We start from the raw sequence: 18144 nt of genomic DNA, 5'->3' as shown, positions 1-18144 counted from the left end.
ATTCTGATTGTGCGGAGGATGATATGGCACGTACCGATGGTGACTCTTGGGATCTGGCGTCCAGTGTGGGGGCGACGGCCACGGCCGTCGCTGCGCAGCGGGCAGTGGCCAGCAAACGACCCGATCCGCTGATCAATGACCCGTTCGCCGAGTCGTTGGTTAAGGCGGTCGGCGTGGAGTTCTTCACCAAATTCGCCCGTGGGGAGCTCGCCGGCACCGACATCGAGGACCCGGCTCTGGACTTGGATCGCATGTCCGAGAACCTGGCGGTGCGCACCAAGTACTTCGACGACTTCTTCGCCGACGCGATGGCCGCGGGCATCCGTCAGGTGGTGATCTTGGCGTCGGGACTTGACGCGCGCGCCTACCGGTTGCCGTGGCCCGATGGCACAACGGTGTTCGAGGTCGACCAACCGCAAGTGATCGAGTTCAAGACGCGGACACTTGCCGAGTTGGGCGTATGTCCGTCTGCGGATCGTCGTCCGGTGGCCATCGACTTGCGCGACGATTGGCCAACCGCGCTGCAGGGCACGGGCTTTCGCCCGGACCGGCCCACCGCATGGCTCACCGAGGGGCTTTTGGGTTACCTGCCGCCGGAGGCCCAGGATCGACTCCTGGACAACATCACGCGGCTCAGTGCTCGTGGCAGTCGGCTGGGCACCGAGACCGTCGACAACCTTACTGAGGCGCAGCGCGAAAGCACCGTGAAACTGGCTGAACAGTGGCGCCAGTACGGCTACGACCTGGAGATGACCGATCTCCTGTACTTCGGCGACCGTAACGAGACAGCCGCCTACTTGACTCACCGCGGCTGGCAGACGATCGGCAGCAGCAATGCCGATCTCTTCGTCGAGTACGGGCTGCGGCCGCTGGGCGACGGCGAGATGCCATTCGGCGATGTCGGCTACATCCGCGCGGCGCTGAATTAGTGCAGCCGAGGCAGGACCTGAGTGCGGTAGAAGTCGATCGCCATTGTCGGGTCCTGCTGGGGAAAGTGCATGAACGGTGTCGTACCGGCGTCGAGAACCGCCTGCACCGCTTTGATGTGGGTGCCCGGATCGGTGCCGGTGGTCCAGCCGTCGATCACCTTGTCCAGTGAATTGGCTTGCGCCGCCTGCTGGATGTCGACGGGGTTGGGCTGGTCGACGGCGCCGCCGGTGAACCGCCAGAGCTCGGCGGCGCGGTTGACTTCTGCCTGATCGCCGACCACGGCGAACATCTCACCCCGCTTGGTCAGGCTTGCGGGGTCGCGGCCGGAATCCTTGGCTCCCTGATTGAAGGCGGTCACCAGTTTTTGGTCCGTCATGCTGTCGGCCTGCGCAATCCAGCCGTCGCCGTACCGCCCGGCCAGCCGCGCGCTTTTGGGGCCGCCGGCAGCGACAAATATGGGTGGCGGCGACGGCGGCAGGTCGTAGATCTTGAGCTGATTAGTCTGAAAGTAGCGGCCTTGGAATGAGATTCGTTTCCCGCTCCATAGCTGGCGGATGAGCTGGATGGCCTCGATCAGTCGGTCGTGGCGCTCACGGTAGGGGCCGAACTGTGTGGTGGCGGCTTGCTCGTTGAGGCGTTCACCAGTGCCGACGCCGAGAAAGACCCGGCCGGGGTAGAGCACCGCCAGCGACGCGAAGGCGTGCGCCACCGTCGTCGGGTGAAAGCGATAGATCGGACATGTCACGCCGGTGCCGAACGGCACATGCTGCGTCTGCTGGCCTACCAGCGCCAGCGTGATCCACGGGAACATGGCGTGGCCCTCGTTGTCCTGCCACGGCTGGATGTGGTCGCTGGCCCACAGATACCTGAACCCGGCCTGCTCGGCGGCCTGCGCCTGGTCGACAAGCTGGGCGGTGGTGAACTGCTCGTGTGACAACACGAAGCCCACGCCGGGCCCCGATGCCGGCGGGGGCGAGCTGGGCGGCGTGGTGGCGGGCTTCGAGCCGCAAGCGGCCGCCATACCGGTGGCACTGATGCCTGCCGCGAGCAGTCCGAACGTGCGCCGTGACATTCCTCTCATGAGGCGGGGAGTACCCGGAATGGAGCTGCGACGTCACCGCAGTGCGCGTGTCCAGGATCAACCGAAAACTCTATTGGTTTGGTGGCGGCTGATACTGACCGTAAATCCCAGCTTCATCGCCGCGCATGAAAGCCTGGTGCTCCGTATCGGCGCGGGCAGCGAGCTTGTCCTGCTCGGCGCGACGCTCGACAGCCCGTTCGTACGCGCGATACCCGAGGTATCCCACGCCGGCCATAATGGCAAGCGGGATCAGTGCTGCCGGATGCTGGGCCACGAGTCCCAGAAGGACCAAGCCACCAAGCACCGCGCCGAGGACTGCTGCGGTCTTGCTCGGTTGTCCGGTCGCCCCCACCCGGCGGCTATGGGCGACAACGGACACGATCACCCACACGGGCAGCCACATGCCGCACGTGAGAAGGGTCAAGATCAGGTGCAGGGCGTGGTTGGGACCGCTGGCGACGATCACGGTCGGACTGGTGTTGACGGCGTTGTGGTTGTTGATGACGATCGACGGCAGGGGCGGGGGTGGCGGAACCTGCTGTGGGAGCCATTGCGTGCCGTCGAAGTATCGTTGCCCCGTGCCGGACGGGTCGGGGTACCAGCCGGGTTGGGGCGTGGCCGTGGTCATCGGATCTCCTGTTTAGCTTTTCCGTTGTGCAATAAGGTCTTACGGCTTGGGCTCGCAAGCCAGCCCGTCGCCGTCGCGATCCAGCTTTGAGCGGTAGGCCGCGTCACCCTCTGGAATGTTGTAGCGACCATCAGCGTGAGCCTCAGAGCAGTTCTTGTACGGCGGGCCTGCGACCGAGGTGGGTGCGAGTGCCACGCCCACGCCGATAACAGAGACGCCGACGGCGATTGCAGCCAAGAGAACGCGAAGTGCCATGCCAGTACCCCCAAGTAGTCTTTTGTTTACTTCCCCGCACCAAACGTTGCCAGCGGAGCGTACCTGAGGCGGAATCACCCCATCGCGTGGCCTCGAAAGTCGCTGATGCGGGTGGCGCAAAGCGCGGTAGAGCCGGTGAACATCAAGTCGCTAGAGCATTCGTCGCGCTGGTACGGCAACGGGAACGGCTCCTGCGATGGTGCCCCCTGCGATGGTGCCCCCACTAGGACTCGAACCTAGGACCTGCGGATTAAAAGTCCGTAGGTCAAAGGCTGCAGCGCACCCTACATGGCGTTCGCGTGATCCATTAGCGGCTCTAATGACTTAGGCCTACTAGGGCGTTAACGAGCGACGGGTCGATTCCGCCGCTGTGTGGTGCGTCATACCAGTTCGCGCAGAACTGCGAATTTTGTGGACGCGATGTGGACGTGGACCAAGGCATGAGCACTGGCGTGGGTTGACGAAACGGACTATGGTGGCGTCATCGCGGCCACAGGATCATGGTTACGAGCCACCTGGGACTGACGCGATGGCCGGACGTGATACTCACCCCACACGTCCCTTGCTGGTCTGGTAGGAGCGCATTCCTCTTCGTCGCTCGGTGAAAAAAGCGGGGCAGTGACCGTACACCTATGACGAGGAATCTCTATGTCTATCGAAGACGACGCGGCCAAATTCGGCCGTTATTTCGAGGGTGGCTGGCAGCTTGGCCTGCTGGTCGCCCGCAACGTGCGCAAACAGGCCGGTGCCGGTAGGCCGTCGAAATCCGAACAAGTTCGGAATAAGGTGTCCTGCGCCAAGTTTGCCGAGCTCGCTCGCGTATCCGAGCGCACCGTCCAACTGGTCTATGACACATGGCAGTTGGCCGCCGAGGAAGGGCACTGCACGCCCGCTGAGCAGCTGTTGCCGGGCGGCGACGATCCGAAGCTGTCGGATGCCGACCTTAGCAGCCAGGAGCACCAGCAGATGTGGCGCAAGTACTACCGCGAGGTGCGCCAGTCCAAGCACAGCAACGGCGGTGCGAGAGGAACGCGGAACGCCACCGACACACTGGCGCGCGCAAAGACAGCCATCCGCAACATTGACGGGCTCGAGCCCGACGCAGCCGAGAAGCAATCGACAATCTGCAGATTGATCGAGGAACTGCTCACCAGCATTCAGCTGGCCACTGATTCCAACTAGACGAGTCAATGACGATGCGTACCTTGAAAACTGAACAGCGGGGGCGAACACTCCTCCCGCCATGGTTGCTGAGTGAATAGCACTTGACCGCCAGGCGCGAGATGGGCACCTGACGGTCAAGTCCAGCGAACCGACACGGCAAGCGGCTGGCTCTGACCGGCTGGTTCGCTGTGTGGCGCGCAAGCGGCATACGGTACCGCGCGCAGCCAGCCTAACGGTGAGACACGTTGGTCTGCGGATCGCACGGCGGCGTGGTGCCGCGATACCGGCCACCCTGTGACGGTGGTGCATCACGCAGCGCGCGCGGTTCCAAACCCGGCCCCCAAGAGAACTCAGATGCCTCGGAGTCCAGTTGGTCCATGTCCATCGCATGGCGTGGGTTGTAGTCGCCGATTACGGACCGGCCAATGCCGCTGCTACTCATCGCGCGAGCCTGCTTGCAGGTGAGCATCTGCCTGTGTTTCAACGCTTCCCGGTGTTGAGCCGGCCAGCGACGCACCAGCCTGAGCCACGGCCACGATCACATCGGACAGGTTGCGACTCAGCCAGTCTGACGGCGTCACTTGGGGATCACCGGGGCCACGTAGTTACCGGCTGCCTTGATCTGCGTCACGCACGCCTGGCCGCGACGGCGCACACCGACGCCGAAGCTGCGCTGAAAGTAGGCGTCCTGCAGCGGGTAGCCGGGTTGAACGCCGGGAATGGTACGCAGACCTTGGTACTGACGCAGTGGGTGCTCGCGGAAGCCGATGGCGTTGTCGGGGCTGTTGGCTCCGTACGTGGCGACCACGGCAAAGTATCCGGCTGGGATGAAATCCGACTGGATGACCCACACCGGCCCGTAGGAGCCCTGCACCTTGAGACCGTTGAACGACTCCGGCGCGACCTGCCCGACGATGTTCTCGGGCTGCAGGTACGCAGGTGCTCCAGCGGACGGGATGTAGTCGTGCTTGGCGATCACGCCCGTGGCGTTGAGCTCACCAGCCTTGAACGTAGACACCACTTCCGCCTGCGCGGGGTTCATCAGGGCCAGCAGACGAGAGTTGGCCTCCATCCCGTATCCGTGCTCGACAACCTTGCGAACGGCTGATTCAAGATCACCGGAATCGATGGTGTCGCTTTCGGATACCAGGTAGTGCTGATGCGCGGCGGCGAATTCCTTGCCGAGGTACGCGGGCGGAATCATGGAGTCACCGTTGTAGAGGCCGTAGACCGGGTGCGCCCACTCATTGGCACCCTGTGCCGGATCGAACAGACGCTGCAAAATCGTGCCGGTGGTCAGCTTGTTGTCGGCCTCCAGTGCGTAGTTGGCGACGGCACGGACCTGCTCAGCCGTAGAGTCGCGGAGGTACTTCCACGTCCAGCGGGACGCTTTGTCAAAGTCTCTGAATGTGTAGCCCATGAGGTGGTAATCGCCGGGAGGCCGCATCGACTCAGGCTCACCGAACTCGGATGCCTCCTCAAAGCTGTCAACACTACGGCTCTGTGGAATGGCGTCGGCGGTGTTGGTGGTGTGGAAGGCGAGAAGGCTAGTCAGTGCTGACCGTTCGGCGTTCCAAGCCTTGACCACGGCGGCAACTTCTGCCCAGATCACATTGAGGTCGACACCGTCTGCGGTGGTATTGACAAGAATGTCGCCCTCTGTCTGGTAGCCGCCTTCGGCGCCAAATGGCGCGATCGGCCAGAGGTGCTGCAAAAGCTTGGGATTGAGACGAGGGGTGGTGAGTGTAGTCATTGTGTTGTCTCCGTACAGGTTCGGTTGGGAACCGTCGGTGCGAAGGCGGTGAGCTGAAAGGGCAACCGCAACCGCCCTCGCGACGGCGGTGCTGGCTGCACCAGTCCCAAACCGGGACATCGGCCAGTTGACCTCGGGGAGACTTACAGGGCTTTCACCATGCCCGTGAGAACCATTATGGCCCATCGCGTTTCGGCGCGCATCACCCGCGAACGGTGCGGACGCGCGGGCTGCGGTCGGCTATCCTGGGGCTCAGCGGGCCTGTGACACAGACCGTTTCGTACACCAACGCCAGAGAGCGCATTACCGCCATGACACGAATCGCTTCGTTCAACGCGTGGCTTGATCTACAGGACGCCACGCGGTATCTACAGTCGCTCGGATTCGCCGCAGCCACTGTCGAGACGATCAAGTACCACGCGTACTACACCGGCAAGCTGCCAAAGCCCAAGATCGTTGGCCGTAGGGGCTATTGGAGCCGCGAACAATTGGATGCATTAGTGGAGGCACTGTGATAGACGACGACCTACAGGCGCGACTGAACGCTGCAATGGAAGCTGGCGCAGCGCGATCCGGCATACCGCTTGAGCCTTTCACAGACGTTGAGAAGCGTGAAGCGGAAGCGTATGGCGAAGCCATGGCGGCGGTGGCAGCGATCCACATCTGTGGCGTGTTGGACGACCACGGCGTGTACGACGAGTTCGCCGCGTTCGACACGAGCAACACCAGAAGTCCGGTCACGGGAAAGCTGACACCGCAGGGCGACATGATCTTTCAAATGTGCGCCGCCGAGCGGTATAGCGGCTACTTGGAAGACCGCCGTATCCAGCAAGACGTGCTCATCGATTCACGTCATGCACCCGGATACGTCGAGCGCGATCCCCTCACGGCGAACCGGCTGTACGTGCTGACCATGCGCAGCAAGTACGCGGTAGCCCTAGAGACGCCTTATGACTGGCAAACCTGTCTTCGGGAAACCTTGGGCGGCCAGACACGCTGTGATCTGCACCTACTGGGTCGGTGCTACGACCACCAGGTCGGCCATGCCCGGTTCACCCTGGTCTACAAGCGCGGCGAATATCTATTCGGCTGGAGAATCTGCGATGAGTGCCTGGAAGCCCTGAGTTGGATCAAGTACGGCCACCCTGACTACGCGGGTCCGCTGCACAAGTGGGTCGACGACGGTGACCGCCCGCCGATGGTGGAGTTCTGATGTTCGAGAAGGAACGGATAGCGCGGCTACACGATCAGGGGTATTGCACGGCTGCCATCAGCCTTCGCCTAGATCTGCCAATCGATTACGTCCGTGACATGGTGGCGCGTTCGGCCAGCCGGCGGGTGGTTGACGAGGCAAGAATGCGCCGCGAGAAGGCGGAGAGTAAGCGCGCCAGAGCCATTGAGCTCCTAGCTGAAGCAGACGCCGTACTCGAATGACGTATCAGACACGCCGATGTGAGGCGAGGGACATGAAGACCACTACCACCTAACAAAACAACGTGACCCGCTCGCTTCTGGTCAGGAAGAACGGGTCACGTCGCGAAAGGAAAGTATCTGCAATGTTAGCAGATTCGCCCTCTCCCCGAGCCGACGCGGGAATCAAACCAGTTGTGCCACAGACGCTGTCGGTTGAGCGTTGGCTTCAGCAGGCGGACATGAACGGGCTCAACGGCTGGAGGGGCCCGATACCCATCGGCAAGGAAAGTAAAGGCAGATATAAGGACCCTTGGGCTGCCTCCCGCCACGGCTTCCACGGCGCAGATGCGTCACCCGACACTTGGGAAGAGCTAGCAACGAATGCACATCAGCGCACCGCCACTGAGGGCGGCATCCTGGCCCTTGGCGAGCGGCTGCCCGAAGGCGTGCTGGGCATCGACGTGGACGCGTACGACGGCAAGAACGGAGGTCGGACACTAGCGGACTGGGAGACGCAGTTCGGTCCGTTGCCGCCGACTTATCGAGTCACCGCCCGCCGCGACGGTGTGTCCGGTATCCGGCTGTACCGAGTCCCGATGGGCTTCTACCCCAAAGAGGTGACAAACGGCGGTGTCGAGTTTCTCGACCACCATCACCGCTACATGGCCGTGCCGCCCAGCTGGCACCACACCGGCCAGCGGTACCGGCTGCTCCTACCGAACGGGAAGCGGAGCAAGACGGGTGTCCTGCCGTCGTTGGACAAGATCCCGCATCTGCCGCAGGAGTACCTGGACGGCCTACCGGCGAGCGCAACCATGGCGGGAGGGGTGGACGCAACAGACCCAGAGGTTGCCGACTTCGCCGCACGCTACGACGATGGGCCGCTGCCCGAAGCGGTGCTGTGGATCATCGGCAAGACGATCAAGTCCCCTGAGTGCGAAAGCGTCCGTAATGCGATCCGTGACGCGCTGTGCTGGGCGGCTCGCGAAGCGAAGGGCAAGCGGTTCGGGTGGGCAAACGCCCTGGAACACATCAGGACCGCCGCAGAGCAAGCCTACGAGGAACGCGGCCGATACCTGGACGAGGAGGAATTCGGCCGGCTGGTCTCATACGCCATAGGGCAGGTACGAGATACGTCCGAGGAACAGCTGTACGACGCGTGGCAGAGCGATGAGTGGAAGCAGACCCGTTCGGACGACGATCACCCGTTCGCCACGCCCAACGACGCAGAGAAGCGAATCGAACGCGAAGTTCAGACGCTCCTAGAGAGGCAAGAGGCTCGACGTCGTGTCACCGAACGTACCGCTGCGGCCAAGATCGAAGTTGGCGCCGAACGGGCGATAGACGCGCTGGCGTTCCTGACCGAAGACCTAGACACAGAGCCGCTATGGGGAGACGGCTCGCGGGTGATCTGGGCGCAGGGCGAAGGCTTGATGATCGTCGGGCCACAGGGCGTCGGAAAGTCAACCGTTGCACAGCAGCTGTGCCTGGCTCGCAAGAAGCTGCGGGAGCCGGAATTGCTCGGCTTTCCCGTGGCCGCTGACGACCGCCCAATCCTGTACCTGGCCATGGACCGCCGCGCACAGATTCGGCGCAGCCTGGCGCGCATGGTCGACCTGGAAGACAACGACGTTCGTGACCGCCTGGCAAGCGAGATCATCATCTGGCCCGGTCCTATCCCGGTGAAAGCCAACGAGGCACCCGACGCGTTCTGTGAGTGGGTGCGCCGTCGTGGCCGCGATCCCGGTCTGTTGGTAGTCGACTCTCTCAAGGACCTGGTGTCCGGCCTTATCGATGACTCGGACGGCATCGGCTTCAACGACGCGGTGCAGCTGGTCTTGAACGAACTGCGGTGCGATGTGGTCACGCTGCATCACCAGCGCAAGGCCACCGCAGACAACCGTAAGCCGAACAAGCTGTCCGATGTGTACGGGAACTCGTGGCTCACAGCCGGTCAGGGCAGTGTGGTCCTGCTGTGGGGTGAAGCCGGTAGCGGCGCTGTGGAGTTCAATCACCTAAAGCAGCCGCAGGAACGCATCGAAACCTTCACCGTGCAGCACAGCCACAGCGTCGGTTCCAGCTCTTCCATCGACGTAGAGGCCGATGTGCTTTCGTATGCCGCCGCTCAGGGTGACAAATGGTTCACGCTGCGCGTCCTCGGCCACCGGGTCTACAAGCTTCGCGACGGCGATGCGCTTACCGCGGCTCAAAAATCGAAGCTGACCAGAGTCCTCACCCGTCTCGTCAAGGACTCCGCATTTGAGCATCTGCCCGGCAGCCGTGGCGGGAGCGGTGGAGGCGGAAGGGAGGCGCAATGGCGCGTCAAGACCTAACTGGCGAAATTCGCAGGGGTAGGCCGGTTTTCGACCGATTTGGACATCGTGCCAGGTCAGCGCGTGATGCTGGGCGAAAACCGGCTCGGGCAGGCGTCAGCAATCGAAAACCGCGCGAAAACCGGCCCGACTGTCCGGCAATGGTTTTCGCAAGTCAGGGTCGAAATCCGGCTCGAAATCCGGCCCGATTTTCGCCCTGCACCCAGCAACGTTCGGAGGCGAAAACCGCCGCCCGCCTTTATAGGGCGGTTTTCGACCCGCGCCGATGCCGCCCAGAGTCGATGAAGCTGTACGGCTTGACCGATTCGCCCATACAAGACAGCACGACTGAAGGAGTACGCAGAACATGAGCAACGACGAATCCGAGATTATCGATGCGGAAGTGGTAGAGGAGCACAACCTTCCGGCTGTGATTGAGGCATCGAACTCAGACCCCATCGAACTGCCTAATCGGCAGGACGCGTTATTGGCCAGCAACCCAGACAGGCGTTGTGTTGCAACCAATTCCAGAGGTGAGCGGTGTCGCAAGTTCGCCATCTATGGAGCAACGGTGTGTCGGACCCACGGCGGAGCGACGAAGAAGGTCAAGGAGGCCGCACGCATCCGTGTCGAAAACGCCTCGAACCGCCTGATGGGAAAACTGATCGAGTTTGCGTTCGACGACAGCAAGCCACCCGACGTCCAACTGAAGGCCATTCAGAACAGTCTGGACCGTGCCGGTCTCAAGCCGCCCGCGGAAGTTGTACTGTCACAGGGCGAAGCGAAGCCGTATGAGACGGTGTTCGACAGCATCGGTGGTACCGCGCCGGACGAATCGCTAGACGTCAGTAGTGCCTACTGTTCAGCCGGCGTCGACGCAGCGCCCCCCGCCATGGTTGGGCTTACCGGATACGGCGATGACGCGTCGGGCAGCTCTTCAGACGGGTCTGAGCCTTCGCGCACCGGGTCGCCACGAGAGGGCAGGCCGCGCGAGGACGACCGCGACACGCAAGCACAGGGCCGAGACGGGTCACGCTCGCCGCGCACGCCAGCACCGCGTGACTTGCACATCACGGGCATGGCGGCGATCAGGATGGCGAATGAGGCAAACAGGGAAAGCGGAGTGTTCGACGAGCAACGGGCCATCGAGAGCCCGCACAAGCGATACCCGCGACCATAGGCCGAAATTGCACATCTGCGCAGCTAGACGGGTCGGCTATAAGTATTGGGTGAGGTGAGTGACGGTCGTCACCCGCCACAACCTACACCGAGGAGAGAACATGAGCGGAGCAAACGCCGGCTGCCCGGCACCGCGAGCCATAGGGTACCTACGCGTTTCCACCAACAGGCAGGCCGAGAACGGTTACGGACTAGAGGCCCAACGCGAACAGGTCGAGCAGTTCTGCGCGACCAACAGTATGCAGCTGGTCGGGCTGCACATCGACCTGATGAGCGGACGCAAGACCGATAAGTTGTACGGACGCATAGCCGCTGTGAGTGCCATTCAGGCCGGGATTGCGAATGTGTTGGTAGTCAACACACTTGACCGCTCTAGCCGCAGCATGGCGGACGGCGCGAAGCTGGTGGCCGACGCCAAGGCCGAAGGATGGCGCATCGTCGGGCTGGACGGAACCGATAGCGACACAGTGTCTCAGCTGGTCGCGCACGCCAGACTCCTAGTGGCCGAGGAAGAACGGGAGCTGATCAGCAAGCGCACCAAGCAGGGCCTGATCAAGGCACGGCAGGCCGGAAAGCAGCTCGGCAAGCCGTCGACCATCGACCGAGACACCGTGGAGCGCATCGTCGAATTGCGTAGCGGCGGAATGGGAACCAAGGCCATCGCGAAGGCTCTGGATTCCGACGGCATCGCATCTCCCCGTAGAGGTGCATGGAGTTACAGCACCGTGCGTGGTGTTCTCGAGCGTGAGGGCGTGGCGTGATGACTCTGCAGCCCGGAGACCGCGTCCAGATCACGGGCACCATGCCTGATGACCCTGACCCGCTTGCCGTCGGCACCACGGGAACCGTAGTGCGGCTAATGGACTCGGGCAGGCAGGCCGATGTGGATTGGGACAACGGACGCGGCTTGCTGCTGCTCGTCGACGTTGACCCGTACCGCGTCATTGGCCGTACCGAGCCGCTGGAACCGACGTGCAAGGGGATGGCCACCAACGGCCAGGAAGAGGTGAAGTGATGGCCGCGACGATACGCAAGCGCACCACGGGCAAGCTGGATAAGGCCGGTAAGCCGGTAGTGAGCTACCAGGTTCGGTGGCGTGAGCCCGTCCGCGATGAGTTCGGAGCACCGACGGGCACGTTCAAACAGACAAGCGAGACGTTCCCCACCGAGAAGGCCGCGAAGGCCCACCTTCGCAAGGTGGAGGACCAGCTGGACAGCGGACGCGGCATCGACCCGACCAGCGCCAAGGCGAAGGCCAATCGGCCACTAGGGGAGTACGCCAAGCAGTACCTCGAATCGCTGGCCGGAACCATCGACGACCACACCATCGCGGGCTACGAGAAGATCTACCGCACGCACATCGCGCCGGTATTCGGTAGCAAGCCAGTCGCGGCCATCACCACAGCGGACGTCACCGCGTTCCGGGCGCAGCTGCTCGCACCGCACGAGCGGCGCAGCTTCGTCACGCGCGGTACCGCCGACACCAGCCGCAAACCCTCTCCCGCCACGGTTGTGCATCGCAGCGCGAAGACGGTCAAGCAGATCATCGGCACGCTCAAACGCATCCTGGACACCGCGCAGGACGACCAGGCCATCGCCAGTAACCCGGTGCTGTCGGGACGCAGGCAGACCACCAAGCGCCGAGCTGGCGCGGGGACCACGCCGTTCGCGCATCACCCGCTGACGGCCAACCAGGTAGCAGCGGTATCGGACTGGATTGCGCGCGAGAAGAGCAACGATGTGTACGCGCTGGCCGTGCTGTTCGCGGCGCATACCGGTGTCCGCGCGGCTGAGCTTCAGGGTCTGCAGGTGCAGGACGTCACCTTGTCCGCCCACCCCGCCACGGTTGGAAGCATCCGTGTCGTCCGTACCGCCAAGCGCGAAGGCGGCAAGTGGATCGAGGGGACGCCCAAGAGCGACGCCAGCACGAACCGCGTAGTACCTCTAGCCCCGTGGTTGGCCGACGAGCTACGCGATTACCTGACTACAGTTCACCCGTTCGCCGTCCAGTACCCGCACGCGCCGCTATTCCCCGGTCGGCGCAGCCGGTCAAACTTCGATTGGGCCAAGCCCGTGGTGGCCGACAACCTGTACGACAACTACCTTCAGCCCGCGTGCGCAGCGCTGGGCCTAGGGTCAGTACGGTTTCACGACCTGCGGCACACGTTCGCCACGATGAACCTGAGCGCGGGTGAGCACTACATGCAGGTAAGCAAGTGGCTCGGCCACTCGTCGTTCGTGCTGACACTGACCACGTACGCGGACTACATCACTGAGGACGAGGTGGTAGCGCCACGGGTCGGTCGAGGCGTGCCAGATGGAATGGGCAAGGTCCTGGGGCAGGGACGGGATTGGACGGCGTCGGCGTAGCAGCAGACGGTGTTGACACCCCGGCGTGGTGCTCGACGATCTTGATTTTTGCCGCTATACATCTGGTTATGCAACGAGTCGAGTCCGCAGGCGGAAGAGTGGCACACGATGCACGAGGGGGCGTCACGATTCGGAGCGCGGGTCACCGTGTCGGTGACCGGTCCTACAGTTCAGACCTTGAGATGGAGAACAGCACGATGAACCTGCAGGACGTAGCGTCATGACCCGCCGGACTAGGGCGGTCAAGGCCAACGTGGAGGTTGAAGCAGCAGGCCGAACCCCGCTCGCGGTGGCCTCCGTAGGGTCTCTAGACGACTGGGAGCCGCACCTCCTCCAGCCCGAGATTGTGGTGACGAACGGCGATGCGAGGGCTACGGGATTGCCCGAAAACAGCGTCGATCTTGTAGTCACGTCACCGCCGTACTGGAACAAGCGCGATTACGGCCATCAAGATCAGATCGGCCTCGAAGCTACGCCGGACGCGTATGTGTCATCGATCATGGACTGCCTAGATGAATGGAAGCGAGTGCTGCGGCCTAGCGGCTCAGTATTTCTGAATGTCGGCGACACGTACCATAATAAATCGCTTGTGGGCATCCCTGGCCGCATAGAGTTCAAGGCCGTCGACCAGGGCTGGTCGGTGCGGAACCGAATTATCTGGGCAAAGGACGGCGGAATGCCCGACCCGGTCAAGAACCGGCTCGCCAATCGCCATGAGTACATAATCCACCTGACGTACAAACCGGATTACTACTACGACTTAGTCGGATACTCCGCCGCAATTGGCAACGGCGCGAATCCCGGTGACGTATGGACGATCAACCCCGAGCGAAACATGGGACAGCACCTCGCCCCGTACCCGCAGGAATTGGTTCGCCGCGCGATCATGCTCGGTTGCCCGCGACAGGTATGTCAAAGCTGTGGCACTCCGCGCTATCGGGTGATTGAAAGAACGGCCGAACTGGACCCATCGCGCCCTCAGGCTAAGCGGGCCATGGAGCTCGCCAAACAGCACAAGCTCACGCCCGAACACATCAAGGCCATCCAGGCATTTGGGGTCTCGGATGTAGGCAAAGCGACCAAGTTCCAAAGCGGTACCGGTCGTAACTCGGCCGAGGTCCAGCGCTTGGCTGCCGAAGCGAAAGCGGTACTGGGAGGCTACTTTCGGGAGTTTACCTTCGCGAAGAAGAAGACGATTGGCTGGACCGATTGTGGGCACGCGACGCCGGGTCGCGGGGTGGTGCTCGACCCCTTCATGGGCACCGGCACAACGCTAAAGACCGCTGCGGGCGAAGGCAGGGACGCAATCGGGGTGGACCTCGTACCGCTGATGGATCAACCCGTGGTCGGTAAAGGGAGCTGAGCTTCCGTCGCGGCGGATGGCATTAGGTACTCAACGGCATCCGCGAAATCAGCCTGAACGCCGTCGAGATCTTCGCTGCCAAGATCGACCGAATACTCATAGACGGCTACGGAACCGACTTGACCCGCATAAGAGAGTCCGGCCTGACCATGTTTGCGCGGACGCACCACCAGGGCTTTGTCTAGTTGATAGCGGACCGCATAAGTCACAGCTTGATTGACCTCGCTGCGGTCGGGGAGCGCGCCGCCCTTTGCCGTGTTCTTGCACTCGGCGACTAGGGGAATCGAGCCGTCGGGCATTCGGAATACGATGTCGGGCGTCGCCTCGGCGGAAGTGCCTGGGCCAATGGCGTTGAGCACCAAGCCGTCACGGACAGGTAAGACGTCAGGAGTCTCGTAGAGGAGCACCTTGCCTTGTTGGTCCAGCACCGCAATCGGCCACTGCCGCTTCGATGCCTCCCGTAGAAGCATAATGCGGCAATAGGATTCGAACAAATCGTTCATGTCGACTAGCAGTGACTGTACACGGACGTCATCACCATCCAATTCGAGGGCAACGCCTTGGCCGCGTAATACCAAGAGGGCGATATCTAGAGCCGAGCGGTAGTAGAAACGTGGATCAGGTAGTGGCCGTACACCTAGAACTTCGGGGTCTTCGAGGAACCCAAGCGTTTGGTCGTCCTCCACGGTCTCAAGAGCCCTGAACTGCGTGACAAGCGCCGCCAGCAGCGAACCGTAGCCCTTCTCAAACTTTCCCCGGCTCAGATGCGCATGGATTACTTGGAGCGCGGCCTTGAGGCACCGATTGGGCGGGTTATCGACTGTCCGTTCATGCCATGAGTACGCGGCCTTGTTCGGAATGCCGCGTGAGGCGAACGACGCCACCGTCCGCTGAAAGTCGACACGTCCGCGCGGGAAGGAACCAGAGCCTTCGCGGCGCACATACTGGCGATAAAGTCCCTTATCCAAGATCTGGTCGACCTGGGCGATGAGTGCCTCGGCATACCGATCCAACAACCACTCTGGCGCGGTCCCATGACCCCGGTAGCTCCGGAACGCTTGCAGGGCGACCACTGGGTGCCCGGTATCGAGAACCATCTTGGTCAGGCTTGAGACGGGAACGCGTGGCCTGACTCGAAGTATCACCTTGTCATTGAGTGGGATCACTCCGACCATTGATGACGCCGTAAACCGTAGCTTCCCTTTGGCGAATGAGACTCGGTATGCGTCCCTATTCATCACGTCATCGTTGATACGGAGCCGGCCGTCCGGGGCCAGTAGGAGCGACGGGTCGATATCGACGTGTCCGTATTCCTCACACGACACTTCGATGACGCCCGGATCTTGCTCCATCAGTAGCTATTCCTCGCCAGGCGAAGGCACGTCAGAGTCTTCCGCGTCATCTTCTGTCGGCTCGGTCTCCTGAGCGAATAACTGCTGCCACTGCAACTCAAGACCAGCCCTGTTCTTCTCGTCCAGGCGGAACGCCCGCTCTACCAAGAACTGCAGCTGGTGATCCCACAGTTCGCGTAGTGACTCTAGATCGGCAACCTCGGTGAAGTAGGCGTGCCCGACCGATGCGGCAGGATTCTTCGCTGCAAGCGAGTTGATGCGCTTGAACCAGTTCGTGATGGCGTCCCTCAGCCCGTCGTCCACGCCCTTGTCGGTGAGGATGTCGTTCAGTGCCTCTGCATCAGGGTCCATTCGTACCTTCGCGAAACGCCGCTCGAAGGCAGCGTCAACCTCGTCCACGCCACGATCCAAGGGGTTCATCGTCGCGAGGATGTACAGATTCGATGGGACCCATATCTCTTCGCCAGATGCGATGAGGAATCGACGCTCGCGCTTGGAACGCTCGACATACGTGAGTGCTTCGCCGAATACTCGCCCCACGTCGGCGCGGCTGAGTTCATCGATCACTAGGACGTGAGGCCGCTTCTCGGGGTCCTCGCTTGCCTTCCGCACGGCCTGCAGGAACGGGCCGTTGTAGGCCGCAAATCCACTCTCGGTAGGTCGATACCCGTACATGAAGTCTTCGTAGCCGTACGACGCGTGGAACTGAACGAACCACATGCGGCGGTCGTCTCCGTTAGTGATCAGGCGGGCCGTCTCGGCTGCGACGTACGTCTTGCCGGTGCCGGGTGGGCCGGTGAAGATGACACCGCCCGATCTGCGCGCTAGTCGCTCGGCAAGCTGTACGAGCGGATGGGCGCTTGTGAGTATCGGTGAGTCTGGCGCGGTAGACCCGAAGCCACCGTGGGCGTGCGCCTCGACGCCGATGCCGAGGTCGTCGGCGGTCAGCATCCGCCAATCCGTAAAAAGATCACGCAGAACCATCAGAACTCACCTTCGGGGAGTTGCTCGGCTCAGTTTCGATCCATCCGGTATCTATCCGAGAGCGCTGCTGCTCATTTGGCTCGAACCACTCGAAGTCGACCTCAGGTGTAGCCGAGTCGAAGAGGAGATCAAACTCATCGTCGTTGTCCGCGTGGTAGAGAAATTTGCTCCGAAATCCAGCAATCACATCGGTGCTGACGGGATCCCCGCTGATGGCGAAGCCGTCGTTGCGAAGGAAGTAGGAGCCCATCGCGATTGCTGACACTCTTGTGTTGTACAGCAGCCTGGCCAACGCTTGACTGGCGTGGTCCTCGGGTAGGACGTACTCGTTGCTGTCGCTCACCAGCCAAGCCGCCCGTGTGATGCGCTTGAGGGAACCAGGAGACCAGCTGCCAGCGAGGTTCGGTTGCAGCCAGAACGATCGAAGCAGCTGACCTGTTCGATCGCCCCGTTCGCGTAGCGGTCTGTAGTACGGGCGGTCTGCCGGGCCTCCGGGCATGGTCAATAGCGCTTGCAACTCCGCAGAGGACGCGGACGCCAGGTCGAGCTCGTCGCGCAGGTCCATCTTCCGCAAGTACAGGTAGTAGATGAAGGCGGGGTGGATGCGCCGCCCGCCAAGAGTGTCGATCGACCACCGCACGGCGTCCTTAGTCAGGACGTGGGTCGGAACAACACGATCGCTTGGCACCGGGACGACCCTATCGAACGTGGTCAGGCGATGTTGCGGTTACGGCCTCCCGGCGTGCCGTGCAAGCACGGTGTGGACGCGGTGTGGACGTAGATGGCCTGCCGGGGTCCGCTGCGGTTGGCGTGTGGCCGCCGACAACTGCCTGACATGGACGTTCGGTGGTGCCCCCACCAGGGCTCGAACCTGGGACCTGCGGATTAAAAGTCCGTAGCTCTACCAACTGAGCTATAGGGGCTGCGACGCACAGAATACTGCGTCCCTCGGTGGGGCTCGTTTGAGGATTGGGTCTGCGGTGGCCTAAGCTGGCTTGGCTCACAACGGAACCATGTTGCGAGTACCCCGGAGAGATTCGGTTCTGGCCCCCTTCGTCTAGCGGCCTAGGACGCCGCCCTTTCAAGGCGGTAGCGCGGGTTCGAATCCCGTAGGGGGTACCGCGACGCGGCGACGCGGAGCAGGCAGTGCAACAAGGCCCTGTGGCGCAGTTGGTTAGCGCGCCGCCCTGTCACGGCGGAGGTCGCGGGTTCGAGTCCCGTCAGGGTCGCCATTCACGGCGAGGCACACGGTGCCTTCCGGCCAGGTAGCTCAGTCGGTACGAGCGTCCGCCTGAAAAGCGGAAGGTCGGCGGTTCGATCCCGCCCCTGGCCACCAGTCTTGAGCTGCACGGACGCGGTG

18 protein-coding genes and 5 tRNA genes are annotated in these 18144 nt (G+C 62.4%); 13 read left to right on the top strand and 10 right to left on the bottom strand.

Annotation, left to right across the window (positions count from 1 at the left end):
* Positions 1-23 precede the first annotated feature (23 nt).
* Positions 24-929, top strand: coding sequence for a class I SAM-dependent methyltransferase (locus AC5Y42_RS06545; RefSeq protein WP_499896654.1), 906 nt, complete (start codon positions 24-26; stop codon positions 927-929).
* Here AC5Y42_RS06545 and AC5Y42_RS06540 read toward each other — a convergent pair.
* From AC5Y42_RS06540 to AC5Y42_RS06525, 4 genes are all read right to left on the bottom strand, one after another.
* Positions 926-2011, bottom strand: a complete 1086-nt coding sequence (locus AC5Y42_RS06540) for a F420-dependent hydroxymycolic acid dehydrogenase (protein WP_499896653.1) — start codon at positions 2009-2011, stop codon at positions 926-928. The genes AC5Y42_RS06545 and AC5Y42_RS06540 overlap by 4 nt on opposite strands.
* Before the next feature lie 70 nt (positions 2012-2081).
* Positions 2082-2639: a DUF2510 domain-containing protein gene (locus AC5Y42_RS06535; protein WP_499896651.1), complete on the bottom strand. Its 558-nt coding sequence runs from the start codon at positions 2637-2639 to the stop codon at positions 2082-2084.
* A gap of 39 nt (positions 2640-2678) precedes the next feature.
* The gene (locus AC5Y42_RS06530; RefSeq protein WP_499896649.1) at positions 2679-2894 is read right to left on the bottom strand and encodes an excalibur calcium-binding domain-containing protein; all 216 of its coding nucleotides are present in this window, start codon (positions 2892-2894) and stop codon (positions 2679-2681) included.
* 212 nt (positions 2895-3106) lie between these two features.
* Positions 3107-3234 (bottom strand) — tRNA-Lys (locus AC5Y42_RS06525).
* A gap of 308 nt (positions 3235-3542) precedes the next feature.
* Here AC5Y42_RS06525 and AC5Y42_RS06520 point away from each other — a divergent pair.
* A complete protein-coding gene (locus tag AC5Y42_RS06520; RefSeq protein ID WP_499896647.1) occupies positions 3543-4076 on the top strand; it encodes a hypothetical protein in 534 nt (177 codons plus the stop codon).
* A 211-nt stretch (positions 4077-4287) separates the two neighbouring features.
* Here AC5Y42_RS06520 and AC5Y42_RS06515 read toward each other — a convergent pair whose 3' ends face one another.
* Complete coding sequence (locus AC5Y42_RS06515; protein WP_499896646.1) at positions 4288-4500, bottom strand: hypothetical protein; 213 nt, start codon at positions 4498-4500, stop codon at positions 4288-4290.
* Between the two features lie 135 nt (positions 4501-4635).
* On the bottom strand, positions 4636-5811 hold the full coding sequence (locus tag AC5Y42_RS06510; RefSeq protein WP_499896644.1) for a hypothetical protein: 1176 nt from the start codon (positions 5809-5811) through the stop codon (positions 4636-4638).
* A gap of 311 nt (positions 5812-6122) precedes the next feature.
* Between AC5Y42_RS06510 and AC5Y42_RS06505 the strand changes: the two genes are divergently transcribed.
* The 8 genes from AC5Y42_RS06505 (at position 6123) to AC5Y42_RS06470 (ending at position 14448) form a co-directional block, all read left to right on the top strand.
* Positions 6123-6326: a DNA-binding protein gene (locus AC5Y42_RS06505; protein ID WP_499896643.1), complete on the top strand. Its 204-nt coding sequence runs from the start codon at positions 6123-6125 to the stop codon at positions 6324-6326.
* A gap of 122 nt (positions 6327-6448) precedes the next feature.
* Positions 6449-7024: a hypothetical protein gene (locus AC5Y42_RS06500; RefSeq protein ID WP_499896641.1), complete on the top strand. Its 576-nt coding sequence runs from the start codon at positions 6449-6451 to the stop codon at positions 7022-7024.
* Positions 7025-7463: 439 nt separating this feature from the next.
* A complete protein-coding gene (locus AC5Y42_RS06495; protein WP_499896640.1) occupies positions 7464-9557 on the top strand; it encodes a bifunctional DNA primase/polymerase in 2094 nt (697 codons plus the stop codon).
* 346 nt (positions 9558-9903) lie between these two features.
* Positions 9904-10716, top strand: coding sequence for a hypothetical protein (locus AC5Y42_RS06490; protein WP_499896638.1), 813 nt, complete (start codon positions 9904-9906; stop codon positions 10714-10716).
* Between the two features lie 58 nt (positions 10717-10774).
* Complete coding sequence (locus AC5Y42_RS06485) at positions 10775-11476, top strand: recombinase family protein (RefSeq protein ID WP_499896636.1); 702 nt, start codon at positions 10775-10777, stop codon at positions 11474-11476.
* Positions 11476-11730 (top strand): DUF4314 domain-containing protein, encoded by a 255-nt coding sequence (locus tag AC5Y42_RS06480; protein ID WP_499896635.1) that lies wholly within the window; start codon positions 11476-11478, stop codon positions 11728-11730. The genes AC5Y42_RS06485 and AC5Y42_RS06480 overlap by 1 nt, the downstream gene beginning before the upstream one ends.
* Entirely contained in the window at positions 11730-13085 is a 1356-nt protein-coding gene (locus AC5Y42_RS06475; RefSeq protein WP_499896633.1) for a tyrosine-type recombinase/integrase, read from the top strand. Before AC5Y42_RS06480 ends, AC5Y42_RS06475 begins: the two co-directional genes overlap by 1 nt.
* A gap of 220 nt (positions 13086-13305) precedes the next feature.
* The gene (locus AC5Y42_RS06470; protein ID WP_499896631.1) at positions 13306-14448 is read left to right on the top strand and encodes a DNA-methyltransferase; all 1143 of its coding nucleotides are present in this window, start codon (positions 13306-13308) and stop codon (positions 14446-14448) included.
* Here AC5Y42_RS06470 and AC5Y42_RS06465 read toward each other — a convergent pair.
* The 4 genes from AC5Y42_RS06465 to AC5Y42_RS06450 all read right to left on the bottom strand — a co-directional run bounded on the left by AC5Y42_RS06465 (position 14421) and on the right by AC5Y42_RS06450 (position 17707).
* Positions 14421-15800 (bottom strand): 5-methylcytosine restriction system specificity protein McrC, encoded by a 1380-nt coding sequence (locus AC5Y42_RS06465; RefSeq protein WP_499896629.1) that lies wholly within the window; start codon positions 15798-15800, stop codon positions 14421-14423. The two genes, AC5Y42_RS06470 and AC5Y42_RS06465, sit on opposite strands and share 28 nt — an antisense overlap.
* A gap of 6 nt (positions 15801-15806) precedes the next feature.
* On the bottom strand, positions 15807-16784 hold the full coding sequence (locus AC5Y42_RS06460; RefSeq protein WP_499896627.1) for an McrB family protein: 978 nt from the start codon (positions 16782-16784) through the stop codon (positions 15807-15809).
* Complete coding sequence (locus AC5Y42_RS06455; RefSeq protein WP_499896625.1) at positions 16771-17349, bottom strand: hypothetical protein; 579 nt, start codon at positions 17347-17349, stop codon at positions 16771-16773. Before AC5Y42_RS06455 ends, AC5Y42_RS06460 begins: the two co-directional genes overlap by 14 nt.
* 282 nt (positions 17350-17631) lie before the next feature.
* Positions 17632-17707 (bottom strand) — tRNA-Lys (locus AC5Y42_RS06450).
* Between the two features lie 123 nt (positions 17708-17830).
* Between AC5Y42_RS06450 and AC5Y42_RS06445 the strand changes: the two genes are divergently transcribed.
* The 3 genes from AC5Y42_RS06445 (at position 17831) to AC5Y42_RS06435 (ending at position 18120) form a co-directional block, all read left to right on the top strand.
* Positions 17831-17903 (top strand) — tRNA-Glu (locus tag AC5Y42_RS06445).
* Between the two features lie 36 nt (positions 17904-17939).
* A tRNA-Asp gene (locus AC5Y42_RS06440) sits at positions 17940-18016 on the top strand.
* Positions 18017-18043: 27 nt separating this feature from the next.
* A tRNA-Phe gene (locus tag AC5Y42_RS06435) sits at positions 18044-18120 on the top strand.
* Positions 18121-18144 lie beyond the last annotated feature (24 nt).

This window comes from Mycobacterium sp. NGS48 (assembly GCF_059812585.1).
This window is presented reverse-complemented; position numbering and strand designations above follow the sequence as displayed.